The sequence below is a fragment of the Corynebacterium sp. LK28 genome (assembly GCF_014335105.1).
Lineage (GTDB): Bacteria > Actinomycetota > Actinomycetes > Mycobacteriales > Mycobacteriaceae > Corynebacterium > Corynebacterium macclintockiae.
Window position 1 is genome coordinate 14323 of sequence record NZ_PDGZ01000007.1, and the last position, 12914, is coordinate 27236.

The 12914-nt window shown below is 62.7% G+C and carries 12 protein-coding genes; 5 read left to right on the forward strand and 7 right to left on the reverse strand.

From position 1 onward, the window contains the following. Nucleotides 1-62 precede the first annotated feature (62 nt). The gene (locus CRD15_RS02110; protein ID WP_034993024.1) at nucleotides 63-2603 is read right to left on the reverse strand and encodes a helicase-associated domain-containing protein; all 2541 of its coding nucleotides are present in this window, start codon (nucleotides 2601-2603) and stop codon (nucleotides 63-65) included. A 59-nt stretch (nucleotides 2604-2662) separates the two neighbouring features. Between CRD15_RS02110 and CRD15_RS02115 the strand changes: the two genes are divergently transcribed. Further along, nucleotides 2663-2851, forward strand: a complete 189-nt coding sequence (locus CRD15_RS02115; protein WP_034969700.1) for a hypothetical protein — start codon at nucleotides 2663-2665, stop codon at nucleotides 2849-2851. 162 nt (nucleotides 2852-3013) lie between these two features. Here CRD15_RS02115 and CRD15_RS02120 read toward each other — a convergent pair whose 3' ends face one another. After that, the gene (locus CRD15_RS02120; protein ID WP_070550570.1) at nucleotides 3014-3676 is read right to left on the reverse strand and encodes a resuscitation-promoting factor Rpf1 domain-containing protein; all 663 of its coding nucleotides are present in this window, start codon (nucleotides 3674-3676) and stop codon (nucleotides 3014-3016) included. Between the two features lie 430 nt (nucleotides 3677-4106). Between CRD15_RS02120 and CRD15_RS02125 the strand changes: the two genes are divergently transcribed. Beyond that, a complete protein-coding gene (locus tag CRD15_RS02125; protein ID WP_034969697.1) occupies nucleotides 4107-4490 on the forward strand; it encodes a cold-shock protein in 384 nt (127 codons plus the stop codon). A 40-nt stretch (nucleotides 4491-4530) separates the two neighbouring features. Here the strand turns inward: CRD15_RS02125 and CRD15_RS02130 are convergent, their stop codons facing one another. Together CRD15_RS02130 and CRD15_RS02135 are read right to left on the reverse strand one after the other, a co-directional pair. Then, nucleotides 4531-5172, reverse strand: coding sequence for a DUF2771 domain-containing protein (locus CRD15_RS02130; RefSeq protein ID WP_034969695.1), 642 nt, complete (start codon nucleotides 5170-5172; stop codon nucleotides 4531-4533). A 57-nt stretch (nucleotides 5173-5229) separates the two neighbouring features. Further along, a complete protein-coding gene (locus tag CRD15_RS02135) occupies nucleotides 5230-6054 on the reverse strand; it encodes a glutaminyl-peptide cyclotransferase (protein ID WP_051879548.1) in 825 nt (274 codons plus the stop codon). A gap of 96 nt (nucleotides 6055-6150) precedes the next feature. Between CRD15_RS02135 and CRD15_RS02140 the strand changes: the two genes are divergently transcribed. From CRD15_RS02140 to CRD15_RS02150, 3 genes are all read left to right on the forward strand, one after another. Then, nucleotides 6151-6894 carry a DUF3027 domain-containing protein gene (locus CRD15_RS02140; RefSeq protein ID WP_034969694.1) on the forward strand — a complete coding sequence of 248 codons (744 nt, stop codon included), beginning with the start codon at nucleotides 6151-6153 and terminating at the stop codon, nucleotides 6892-6894. A gap of 155 nt (nucleotides 6895-7049) precedes the next feature. Further along, nucleotides 7050-8549, forward strand: a complete 1500-nt coding sequence (locus CRD15_RS02145; protein WP_187401792.1) for an NCS2 family permease — start codon at nucleotides 7050-7052, stop codon at nucleotides 8547-8549. A gap of 3 nt (nucleotides 8550-8552) precedes the next feature. Beyond that, nucleotides 8553-9443 carry an RNA methyltransferase gene (locus tag CRD15_RS02150; protein ID WP_034993026.1) on the forward strand — a complete coding sequence of 297 codons (891 nt, stop codon included), beginning with the start codon at nucleotides 8553-8555 and terminating at the stop codon, nucleotides 9441-9443. A 28-nt stretch (nucleotides 9444-9471) separates the two neighbouring features. Here the strand turns inward: CRD15_RS02150 and CRD15_RS02155 are convergent, their stop codons facing one another. The 3 genes from CRD15_RS02155 to serC all read right to left on the reverse strand — a co-directional run bounded on the left by CRD15_RS02155 (nucleotide 9472) and on the right by serC (nucleotide 12829). Further along, nucleotides 9472-10386, reverse strand: a complete 915-nt coding sequence (locus tag CRD15_RS02155; protein ID WP_034993028.1) for a hypothetical protein — start codon at nucleotides 10384-10386, stop codon at nucleotides 9472-9474. Nucleotides 10387-10407: 21 nt separating this feature from the next. Beyond that, nucleotides 10408-11568 (reverse strand): septation protein SepH, encoded by a 1161-nt coding sequence (gene sepH, locus CRD15_RS02160; RefSeq protein WP_187401793.1) that lies wholly within the window; start codon nucleotides 11566-11568, stop codon nucleotides 10408-10410. A gap of 103 nt (nucleotides 11569-11671) precedes the next feature. Then, nucleotides 11672-12829: a phosphoserine transaminase gene (gene serC / locus CRD15_RS02165; RefSeq protein WP_187401794.1), complete on the reverse strand. Its 1158-nt coding sequence runs from the start codon at nucleotides 12827-12829 to the stop codon at nucleotides 11672-11674. Between the last annotated feature and the right edge of the window lie 85 nt (nucleotides 12830-12914).

The window sequence follows — 12914 nt, forward strand, 5'->3', positions numbered from 1 at the left end:
TTGGTTAGCTCTGTTTTTGGGACAACCTTCCACTGTAGTCTCCCGCGTACGCACCAGTGGCGCTAGTACTCCACGCTGCTGAGCCGGTGCGGTTGCACGGTGAAGCTTTCCCCGCTGATTTCGGAAACCATGGCGATGGTCGAGGGGCGGATCATCACAATGGAAACTTGGTCACTGGCCTGTTGGCCGTCGTTGTTAACGTAGCTGATCCGCACGATGGTTCCGGAAGAATACGCCTGCGAGATCGCCGCCATCATTTCTTCTGGCGTATGCACAACTCGCGTTCCGTCGGGCTGGCCCTGCGCATCCGGAGTGCTGGTCGTGCCCGCAGCGTTGGCACGCTCGTGGCTGCGCCGGAAGCCTTCGATCGCACTCGCGATAACCTGCTCGCTGTCGTCACCCGTGCCGTCGGCGCTGCGATCGACTGATCCATCGACCGCGCAGCGCAGCCCCGGGCGCGCTGGGGTGGCCACCCGCGACAGCACTGGCGCGTCGGCGACCGCTTGGCCGCCTTCCAGGCGTAGCTGCACGCCCATGGCCTCCAATCGGTCAGTGACAAACGACAGCTGAGCTGCGGAAACCGCCACCGTCGGTGCAATCTTCCGCAGTCGCAGACCCTCGATATCCGGCAGTGCCAGAATACGGTCCAGCGCCGCAGGTTCCTTGGTGCTCAGGTACATCTGCGCCACTCCGGCGGTGGCCTGCGACTGGCTGCGCTCCGCATCATGCAGCATGTAGCGCAGTGCCTGCGGCACGTTCTCTGCCCCGCCCAGCGCGCGGGCTTCCAGAAACTCTTCGATCTCCTCGGCGCCGAGCCCCGACCGCAGCGCTCGCTCTACCGATTCCTTGGACATTCGCCACACACTGGCCATTCCACCGGATTCCTGGTCGCTGAACTTGGCCAGCATCGCCTGATCGGTCGGGTGCAGCAGCCCCGGCGCCATGATCGTGTGATCTGCCTGCACGATCAGTTGCTCCACCGGGGCGGGCAGAATCTCCGCCAATGCGTCGGCCAGATCCGCCACGGGGTCTGCGCTGCCGCTCAGCACGTCACGCAAGGCGCCCATTGCCCGGGTAGGTACGGTTTCTCTTCTTAGGGACGCCAACACTCCGACCTCCTTCGCCTCCTCCCACACCGCATTCCAAGCGGTGTGCGTGGTGCGCCAGGCCTCACCGGGGCGCAATCGCCAGAGCTCCCGGTGAAGTTCGTTCGGTTGGGGCGTAGGGGCGTCATCAAAAAGGGCGGCGAAGGTACGGCGCAGTCCGCGGGCGGCGTGCGATGCGGTGCCGGCTTCGAAGGGGCGCGTGTCGGGTTCCTCGACGAACCAGGGGGCGTAAGCGCTGTTGGCCCAGCCGACTAGGAGGATCGCCCAGGCAGTGGCGGGGGAGGCCTCCAGGAAGTCGAGGGCGAGCTCCGTGGGAGCCCAATAGTCCCGTGCGGGCTGCCCGGCCGGGGTGGGGGTGGCGCGGCCGCGTCCGATGAGGTTCGCGTGGGCGAGCCAGGTGAGCAGATGCAGCGTGGTCTCGGCGGGTTCGTCCCGACGGCGGGCGACTTTGTTGATCTCGCGGGTGCCGATGCCGCCGGACGACAGGGGGACGATCGGGTTGCGGCCGAGGTCTTCGATGAGGTGGCTGAGATCCTGGATTAGCTGCACTGCCTGAGCGGCACCGGCATCGTCGGCGCGGGAGTTCGCGGCGGAGTCGGCTGGGCTGGTCGCACTGGTGGGCGCGAAGTGGCCACCCGGATCGGTGATGAGCGTGCCGTGCAGTAGTTGTTGCACACGGCCGGTGAGGCGGGCGGTCGTATCGTCCAGCTGATCCAAGATGCCCTGGCGGACCAGCGTGGGGAGCGGCTTCGACGGATCCGCACCCTCGTGCAGGGAGGTTGAGTGCCCCACGCCGCCTCCCGCGGCCAAGGTGGATAACAGGCGGCGTTGGCGGGGCGGCAGTTCGTCGACCACTCCCGGCAGCTCGGCCGAGGGGATGGGGCAACGAGTGCCGTCGACGAGCCGCCAGAGCTGCTCCGTGGAGGGCTCGAACATGCGGGGGAGGTGCGGTGGGATCTTCAACTGCGTGGTCGCGCCGGGCAGTTCGGGGGAGGGGAGTTGGAAATCGGGTCCAAAGACCAGCCCCCAGTGGCATAGGGACTGGACGGCCCCGCGTACCTGCTGGTCGTTGGGGCGCTGCTGCGCGGGAGTGCCGGCGATGTCGAAGAGTTCCGTGAGCATCTCGGCCAGATCCGCCACCGTGCACGGGTGGTGGACAGCATCGAGTTCGCAGGCTGCGTGGCAAACGGCCAATTCCAGGGAGTTTAAATGGATCAGCGCCGGGTCTGGGGCATCGCCGAACAGTTCGGCGGACTGGCTGTGGCTACCCGTGCTGCCGGGGATGGACACGGCGGTAGAAAGGTTATCCAGCGCGGCGTTGTTGCCGGTGAGGTTTTCCACGAAGGTCGTGGGGTTGGAAGCCAGCAGGCGGGTAAGTAGATCCGCGAGTGCCTCGTCCGACTGCCCGAACAGCCAGTCCCCATAGGAGGGGAACCCGCTGCGGGTGGAGGCGGGAGACTTGCCTTTGGTGGTCGACTTCGCGGAATGGGGGCACATAATCGACCTATTTTAGCTTGCAGCGTGCCTTTTGCCTTCTGATATGCCAAGATACAACTATGGCTAACGTTGAGAAGAAGGGCTACGTCGACGCAGGCTGGCCCACTGATATCCCAGAGGGTCACCACGCCGTTACCGAGCTGGTGGCTGATACCGCGGGCGCTTTGAGCCCCTACGGCGACATCGAGTTCCCGGTCGATGCTTCCGAGCTGCCGTACGTCCACTCGTTCACTGTTATTAACAAGTAACTGAACGTTCACACCGAGGTGGTGTGCGTCCCCCGTGCTAGAGGGGGGATGCACACCACCCTTGTGCTTTCTGTGGGCAGGTGTGTGGCCTAGCTGTGGTGGTTAAAGAAAAACCGGACTAGCACGCGGAAAGCGTGCCAGCCCGGTGAAGCCTAGATGCTCTTAGTGAGGCAGAACGTGCTGCAGCTGAGCGGAGTACTTCTTGTAGGTGTGGTTCCAGGAAGACTTGTTGGCATTGTAGAAGTCGGTGACTTCCTTCGGAACGGAGAAGCCCAGGGACTCGATGCGCTTGACCAGTGCGTCGTAGAACTTGTCGATGGCCAGAGCGTTGGAGTTGCGGGACAGGTCGCGGACTGCCTGGTTAACAACCGGAGCCGGTGCGACCGGCTTTGCCTTCGGCTTAGCCTTTGGCTTAGCCTTTGGCTTAGCCTTTGGCTTAGCAGCGGCGTTGCGCGGGGTCGGCTTGGAGTTCAGACCCAGCTTGGCGGAGCAAGCCGGCCATGCACCCCAACCCTGGCCAGCCAGAACGCGCTCTGCAACGGCGATCTGCTGGGAGCGGGTTGCCTGGTATGCGTACGGTGCGTACTGCTTACCGCCGTAGGCAGCCCAGGTGGACGGGCTGAACTGCAGGCCACCGTGGAAACCGTTGCCGGTGTTGATGGACCAGTTGCCGCCAGCCTCACACTGAGCCAGGCGATCCCAGTCGGAATCCGGGGCTGCGGAAGCGGTCGGTGCCAGCAGGGCGGAGGTCGCTGCAACAGCAACGCCTGCTACGGACAGGCGGGCTGCGGTGGAGAAAGAGCTGGTCTTTGCGTGACGTGCCATGTTCGCTGAGTTTCCCTTCGGGCGCCAGGTGTTTGTGTATTGACGCCTTTTGTTTCGTTATCTCTTGAAAAACAAGAACTTTATTCGGTTCTGACGTCGAGCAGTTTGCTCGTTCGCCTTTTGGTCATGGGTTACCGTACTGGTTTGTCACGGTTGTGTCACGTTTTTGACAAGATCCGTATCTTAGCTTCCGTTAAGGCGATGGATAAGAACTTATTCTGACCTGGCGTTTACTCTATTGAAACCATTTTGTTATCGTTCCGTTATGTGATGAACGTCACAAATTGGGCGTAACTGGTGGGGTTGCTGAGATTTGCTCTACCTCGGTATTCTCGCTAATCTAGGTCATTCTATTGCCGGAGCGCAGGCACAGTATTTTCTCTATCTTTTCTGCGCTCCCCGTGAAGTAATAAAGGAACAGGGTGATCCCATGCCAACCGGAAAAGTGAAGTGGTACGACGCAGACCGCGGCTACGGCTTCGTCAGCAACCCAGGGGACGAGGACGTCTACGTCGGTTCCCAGGTGCTGCCCGAGGGCGTCACCGAACTGGTCAAGGGCCAGCGCATCGAGTATGAGTTCATTGCCGGCCGCCGTGGCCCGCAGGTGCACACCATGACTGTGCTGGACAACGGCCCCCGCCGTGCACAGCACAAGTACGATGCAGAGCAACTACAGCAGATGGTGCAGGATACGATCACTTTGCTGGATGCCAGCGTACTGCCCGTTCTGCAGTCCGGTCGCCGCCCGGAACGTAAGGAAGCGCGCCAGGTGGCGGAGATTCTGCGCACGATCGCGCGGGAGCTCGACAGCTAACCCCCTAAAAACAGAACTCCAAACCCCCTACCGCAGCCACCTACTGGGCGATTTCGATCGACCAGATGGTTGCGTAGGGGGTTTGTTCGTCGTTGTCATCTAGCCCGACCAGCATGGAGTGCAGCTCCACGACTCGCAGTAGCGGCGTGCTGCCGTCCTTCGCCTTCACGCTTGCCTCGGTCTTCAGGGTGACCTCTTGGCGTTCGTTGCCCTTGTAGTAGTTGTCCTGGTTAGCGCCCGGATCATTGAAGATCTGCAGCATGGACCAATCATGGTCGTACACATCCTCCGGCAGCTTGAGGGTGACCTCCTTCGCATCGCCCATTTCTAGCTTGTAGGGCTCGCTGGGGCGGCAGTCCGGATCATCCAGCTGGCAGGCGGAATACGGGGCGATCTCTACCTCCTTGCCGTCAACGACAGCAATGATTCGCTGGTCCTTAGGCAGGGTCTCGATCTTCCCGTCCTGCCAGCGGTTGTACAGAAGTACGCCGCCGATCACCACGACAACGAGGGCCACGATGGCGCCCATGGTCAGCAATTGCTTGCGCTGCGCACGCTGGCGTTGTTGCTTCTTGGACAGCTTCGGTGCAGGCTTCCCGGTCCCCTTTTCGGTGACCTTCTTAGTGGCCTTGCTGTTAGCCTTTTCGGAAGTGTTCGTGCTGGATTCTTCTTGGTCGCTCACGGTTTTCGATCCTAATTCACTGCGTGGACAAGCCCCAACCAGTTCTGCGAACGCTTCTTAGGCCTGCGGTTCCTTGAAGCGCACCTCGTACATTTCGTCCCACAGCTTGCCCGTCAGATAGAAGCGGTGATCTTCCGGAGTGCTATTCGGAACCACTGCGATGCCGTTGAGGACATCCGCGCCGTCGCGCTTGGCGGCGGGGAACAGGCCGGAGGTGTCAACGACGTGGGTGACCTTGCCGTCCTCCGGGTCGATCTCCAGGATCGTGTTGGTCTGCCAGACGTTCGCCCACACCTTGCCATCCTCAGTGCATTCCAGCTCGTTGAGTTGGTCGGTGCCGGGCACGTCGACGGAGCCGGTTTTGTCGAAAGTCTCGGGGTCGCGGAACGTCAGCGTGCCTGATCCATCGCTCATTACAAGTCGATCCTGTTGGGAGCACAGCCCCCACCCCTCGGTCTCGTAGTCGGCCCGGCCGGTCTCCTCCAACGTGCGCGCATCACGCTTGATTGCCGTGTGTTCCTGCCATGTCAGCTGCCACACCGTATCGCCGTGGATCGCTACGCCCTCGCCGAAGAAGTTGTCGCTGAGCTTTTGCTCGCTGCCTTTCTGCCCTTCCAGATCGGTGTAGTAGATCCGGGATTCGCCACGCAGACCGGTTCCAACCAGCAGTCGCCCATCCTCGGCGGTTTCCAGCCCCTGCGTAAACGCTGACTTATCCCACGGATGCACCTTCTCTACCGTCGCTTCGAGCAGCGGGGCATTGCCGTACTGCTCGGAGGTGTCTCCTTGTTTAATTGGGGACGCCCCGTCGTCCGAACCGCACGCCGATAACGCACACGCTAAGGCTGCAGCTCCTACAGCTGCGACGACCTGGGTCGACACACGCCCTTTCTGGGATCGGGGGAGGGATGCGTGAGGGTGGCGTCGATAAGAGAACATGCAACCATCATGCACCACAGCGAGGGGATGGCAGGCATAATGGTTCAGGTGAGTAAGAAGATTAAGGCAGATCCGATACTTTTTTCTGCACAGGCAAAGGACATGGCCCGCGCCGCGGTGGAAGAGGTCGGCGACGACGAGGTGGGGGAGTTCCTCGGCATCGCGACGCAGGATGAGGGGGTAGGGGTCTACCGCTTCGGCAGCCGCGTCCCCGGCTATCGGGGCTGGGAGTGGGTCGTGGTGCTGGTGACAGTGCCGGGCAGTGGGGTTCTCACGATCAATGAGGTGAGTTTGCAGGCAGGGGAGCAGGCCTCCCTGGCGCCAGAGTGGGTGCCTTACGAGGACCGGGTGCAGCCCGGCGACCTCGGCCCCGGCGATACGCTGCCGCCGCGCCGCGACGACGAGCGGCTGATCGCCTGGGCGCAGCTGCAGGACGGTGATGGCTTCCTGCGCAACCCGCGGGCCGGAAACACCCTGTCCCACGTGGGGCTGAAGCAGGCCCAGCGCAGGTGGCGCGAAGGCGACTATGGGCCGAGGTCCGAATTTGCCAAAAAGGCGGAGCTGCAGTGCGAGACTTGCGCGTTCTACCTGCCCGTCGACGATGTAGACAACCGCATCGGCATATGCGCTAACGAATACTCCGCCGATGGCCGCGTGGTGCAGGAAGATTATGGCTGCGGTGCGCACTCAGCGACTGTAGAGGAATCCATCGGCGAGGAGCTGGGCGAAGGCACCAGCAACTACGGCGTGTATGTCGACGGTGGGCTATCGCGCTTCGAGTAACCCCTTGATGCCCTTCGAGTAGCCTTTAATAGTTGCAAAAATACCCTGCGTAGTGGTTACTTATTACTTGTCGTTTCATATTGTGGTGACTGCCTACAGTTCTGGGATTGGGGCAGTACCCACGAACTACTCGTACAGGTAGGGGAGAATCCCGCATGTCAGATGCACAGGCCGCGAAGGCCGAGAAGAAGGTGGATAAGAAATCCACAAACGAGGATCGCGGCTTCCTAGACCGCTACTTCCAGATCTCGGAGCGTAACTCCACGGTGGGCACCGAGATCCGTGGCGGTGTGGTCACGTTTTTCGCGATGGCCTACATCATCATCCTAAACCCGCTGATCCTGGGCACTAGCGCAGACATTAACGGCGACGAGCTGGGCACGGCCCGCGTGGCTGCCGTTACCGCTCTGGCCGCTGGTGTGATGACCATTGCCTTTGGCGTGATTGCCCGCTACCCCTTCGGCATCGCCGCTGGCTTGGGCATTAATACCCTGGTGGCGGTTACTTTCGTCGGCACCGAAGGGCTTTCGTGGCCCGAGGCGATGGGCCTGGTGGTGATCGACGGTATTCTCATTGTGCTGCTGGCGATCTCCGGCTTCCGCGAGGCCGTGTTCAACTCCATCCCCGCCTCCTTGAAGGCCGCCATCGGCGTGGGCATCGGCCTGTTTATCGCCCTGATTGGTCTGGTGGATTCCGGTTTTGTTCGCCGTATCCCCGATGCTGCGGGCACGACCGTGCCGGTTGGCCTGGGTATTAATGGTTCGATTGCTTCCTGGCCCACGTTGGTATTCATCCTCGGCCTGCTCATCTGCGGCACCCTGGTGGTGCGCCAGGTTCGCGGTGGCCTGTTCATCGGCATCGTCGCCAACACGATCATCGCCATGATCGTGGAGGCCATCACGCACACCGGCCCGTCCTTCGTTAACGGCGAGCCCAACCCGAAGGGCTGGAACCTGGCCGTCCCGCAGGGGCCGGATTCCCTAGGTGGAATCCCCGACCTTTCCCTGGTCGGTGCCGTGGATCTGTTCGGTGCGTTCACCCGCGTGGGAGTGCTGGCAGCCTGCATGCTGATCTTCACCCTGGTGCTGGCTAACTTCTTCGACGCGATGGGCACCATGACGGCCCTGGGTAAGCAGGCCAAGCTGGCGGACGAGGAAGGTCGCCTGCCGAACCTGCGCACCGCGCTGATCGTCGAGGGCGGCGGTGCGGTCGTAGGCGGTGCCGTTTCCGGTTCCTCGAACACCGTGTACGTCGACTCGGCCGCTGGCATCGGCGATGGCGCCCGTACTGGTCTGGCCAATGTGGTCACCGGTCTGCTGTTCATCCTGGCGATGTTCTTCACCCCGCTGTACGAGGTCGTGCCGATCGAGGCCGCCGCCCCGGTTCTGGTGATCGTCGGTGCGATGATGATGGCGCAGGTCAAGGACATTGACTTCTCCCGCTTCGACATTGCCCTCCCGGCTTTCCTGACCATCGTGGTCATGCCGTTTACCTACTCCATCGCCAACGGCATCGGCGTGGGCTTCATCACCTACGTCGCCATGGCTGTGGTAGGTGGCCGCGCGAAGAAGGTCCACCCGCTGCTGTATCTGGTGGCCGTGATGTTCGTGGTTTTTTTTGCCGCCGATCCAGTGATGGACGTTCTGCGGGGCTAGCCTGTGGCTGATTTTTCGCCTACCCGCATTGATGATCCGCGCGACCCGCGTCTGGATGACTTTCGGAACCTCAACGCGTCCGATAAGAAGTCCGGCGAGCAGTTGATCATCGCGGAGGGCACTTTGGTCGTCCCGCGCCTGCTGGCCAGCCCGTATCCGACCCGGGCGGTCGTGGGGTTCCCGGGGAAACTGCGGGCGATCGAGGAGAGCTTGTCTAGCTCTTTTTCGGGGGATGACGCCCCGTTCTCCGTATTCGAGGTCTCCCGCGAGGTCTTGAAGGAGGTAGCGGGCTTCGATATGCATAGGGGCTTGGTGGCCTCGGCGGATCGCCTGCTGGAGAGTGAGGAGCTTTCCGTGGAAGCGCTGTTGGACCAGCTGGAGGCGACCGAAGACACCGAGGGCACTGAGGGCACCGAGGGGGCCAGCGGCGTGATTGCCGTGCTGGAGGGAGTGGGGGACCACGAAAACATCGGCTCGATCTTCCGCAATGCAGCAGGCCTGGGGGTGGATGCGGTGCTGTTCGGTGCGGCTACTGCCGACCCTCTGTACCGCCGTAGCGTGCGCGTGTCGATGGGGCACGTGTTGCGCCTGCCGTGGGCTAGATTCCCCGGCACGACTACGACGTGGCAGAGGGATCTGCAGCTGTTGCAGAGTCGTGGCTATGAGGTGGTGGCGCTGACCCCGTCGGGGAACACGACGCTGCGCGAGGCAACCGAGGCTGCCCGGGAACGGGGTAAGAAGGTTGCGGTGATGGTGGGAGCGGAAGGTCCTGGCTTAACCGAGCATGCCATGCGGGCCGCGGATGTGCGGGCCGTGATCCCGATGGCTCGCGGCACCGATTCTTTGAATGTTGCGACGGCGGCGGCGATCGCCTTTTACGAGGCCGTGCGCTAACGGAGTTGGCTAGGAAAATAGCTGAGTCTTAGTTGCCACGGCTGCGGCGACGAACCTCGTCGCCGATTTTCTTGGACGCCCCGCGCAGCCCCTTGATGGTGGCGCTGAACCCTTTGCGGGCACCACTGCTCAGGGAGTTCAGGACGTTCTTCGCGACCTCTGCAGAACTCGGCTCGCTGGCGCCGGAGGGGGCTGCGTAATCGTCGTAGCCTTGCTCCTCGTCGTAGACAGACACCTTGTCCTCCGGCTGACTCGGCCCGTGCGTGAGGCCGTCATATTCGGAGGACTTCGCCTCCGGACGACCGTCGACGGCGAAGGCCGCCACTGGCAGGGCAGGGGCGGATTCTGTCAGGGAGAACCCTAGCCAGGACTCAATGGCAGCGGTGGCCAGTTCCGCGGGGATGAATGGCAACTGAATGCCGTGGGCCTCCGTGGTGCCGGCCCAGTAGTCGGCTTCGAATTCGCAAGGCAGGCCGGTATCTTCAAACACCGTCTCCTGCGTCGCGCAGAAGGAGCGTTTGAGTGTGCCACCGGACCAGTGGGCGAAGCCGCCGAAGGTTTCGTCGACCTCCGTGGACGCAGGATCCCCACCATCACCTGGTTTCGTGGATGCCGCGGTCTCCGGGTCTGCCACCACACAGGAGGCGTAGACATCGGCCGCGCTGACCAGCGTGCGGTAGCGCTCCGGAAGCTCGGAGAGCTTGCGCAGATCCGGAATGACGGTCTGCACTACGGAGAGCCCCGGGTAGCCGCCGATGTAGAACTCGTCGACGCCCGGCGTTGCGCTACGGGTCATGTCGAAGTCGCCGATGTGAGTCAGCGGCCAGGCGGGATTCAGCTGCGCCAGGTACTTGCGGGCAAAACCGCGGTCGACCTTATGTTCCTGATGCACGACCGTGCTTGGGTTGGCCGCATTCACAAACCATAAGGTCACCAGGGTCACAGCAGTGGCTCCTTCTAACGCCTAATTCTTCTTCTTGGGGTTGGTGCGCACCCCGAGGAGCACGTCCTCCCAATGCGGGGTGACGGCCTTGCGCTTGCGCTTCGGCTTGGCCGACTTTGCGTCCGGGTGCATTAGGAATTCATTATCCGCACGATCCCCCTGATCCGCAGGGGAAGCGCCTGCAACGGGGGTGTTCTCCTCCGGGGAAGGTGCACCCTCCGGCGCTGCGTTCTCCGGATCCATAGGGGCATCCCGCCAACCCTGCGCGCCCGGGCCCTGGGTGGGGTGGAGTAGTGGGGTGACCGGCGAAACGCTGCGCACCGGTTGCCCATAGCGCGGGTTCACCAGGTCGCCCGCGATGCTGTTGTGTGGGTGCGCCAGTGGCTTATCCGATCCGCGCAGCTCCACGATGAACTCTGCGGTGTGGGTTGCCGTCCGTCCCGCCGAGTCCTTTTCCCAGGCCACAGTGACGATCCACTGCTTAGTGGCGTTCTGGTAGGCATCCCATTCGGCGTCCGATAGCGACTCGCCGTGGGCAGCCAGTGCGGTTGCCAGAACCTCCCACAGCGGCTGATTCGATACGCCGTCGGCATTCACCGGAAGTGCCGCGTGAGCCAACTCTGCAATGCGGGCACGCTCCTGCAGGATCGGCCAGGCATAGGGCTCGATGCGCGCCTCGTCCGTGTCGGCCTCGTCGGCCAGCTCGGCAACGGTCGCACCCTGGCGGATACGATCCTGGATCATCCGGGGAGACATCGCGATCTTCGTGCGGTGTGGCCGCGCATTCGGGCGGTCCTTGTCGCGCCCCTGGAATAGCGACGCCACCTCGCCATCCGTGCCCTCCGCGGCCTCATCGCCGGCATTGGAGCCGGCAGTGTCGGCGTCGCTAGTGGTGGCGCTGTCGGAGGAAGTGCTGCCAGCAGTGCTGCTGTCAGCGTCGGCGCTGTCAACGTCGGTGGAGTTAGCAGTGGGGGAAGAATCCTCCTCGCCCGCCGAGGCAGACGCATCGGCCGTGTTCACTTCGTTGTTTCCGACCGTGGGGGCGTCACTAAGAAAAGAGCGAAGCTCGTCCGTGACGGGCAGGAAGTACTCTGCGATAGGGCCACCGACGGCGGGATCCACGGCGCGCAGCACGAGCGACGAGGCATCGCTATCGGCGACGACAAATTTCAGCTCTTGCAACTTGGCCTCCTGACGGGTGACGTGGCGGGTGATGCGCTAAAAAGCTACGGCGAATGACGGCCGTGTTATTAACATCACCCTCCAACCATAGCCAAAAGCGGAATTACTTTGCTGCGTGGCCGCCGTCGAGGATGAAGTCGATGGCGCCGGTCAGCTTCTTGATGTCCTCCGGGTCGATGGCCGGGAACATGCCGATACGCAGCTGGTTACGGCCCAGCTTGCGGTAAGGCTCCGTATCCAGAATGCCGTTGGCGCGCAGGATCTTGGCGACCTTAGCGGCATCGATGTTGTCGTCGAAATCGATGGTGCCGACGACGAGGGAGCGGGAATCCGCATCCTCGACGAACGGGGTGGCCTCCGCGCGGGAATCAGCCCAGCTGTACAGAGCCTGGGAGGACTCGCTGGTGCGGGCGACCATGCCGTCCAGACCACCGTTGGCGTTCATCCACTTCACCTGGTCATCCAGCATCAGCAGGGTGCCGACGGCCGGGGTGTTGTAGGTCTGGTTCTTGCGGGAGTTATCCACGGCGGTCTTCAGATCCAAGAAGGCCGGGATGTAGCGATCGGACGCGGCGATCTCCTCGACACGCTCCAGGGCAGCGGGGGAGAAAGCAGCCAGCCACAGGCCACCATCGGAAGCGAAGCACTTCTGCGGGCTGAAGTAGTACACGTCAGCTTCGTTCATGTCGACGGGCAGTCCGCCGGCGCCGGAGGTTGCGTCGATGGCGACGAGAGTGTCGTCCGAAGCGGCCTTGGGGCGGGTAACCGGAACCATTGCGCCGGTGGAGGTCTCGTTGTGCGCCCAGCCGATCAGGTCAGCATCGGTGCCATCCAACTGGCTCGGTGCCGGGGCGGTGCCCGGGTCGCCGGCGACGACCTGCGGCTCGTCCAGCCACGGGGCCTTCTTGGAAACGCTGGCGAACTTAGAGGAGAACTCGCCGTAGGTAAGGTGCGCGGACTTGTTGCGGATCAGGCCGAAGGAAGCGGCATCCCAGAACGCAGTAGCGCCACCCAGGGAGAGCACGATCTCGTAACCCTCCGGCAGGCTGAACAGCTCGGAGAGGCCTTCGCGCACAGAACCGACGACGTCCTTCACGCCAGCTTGGCGGTGGGAGGTGCCCATGATGGCGGCGTTGTCCTGGATTGCCTGCAGTTGCGCGGGGCGCACCTTGGACGGGCCACAGCCGAAGCGGCCGTCGGCGGGGATGAACTCCGCGGGGATGGTGGGCAGAGTGTTCTGGTCGTTGGCAGGTGCGTTCATCTTTACCTCAGTTACCTTCAGTTGCCTTTGGTTAGTATCTGATTTCTTAGGGTAGACGGTCGGAATGGAGTGATGTCCAGAAAGT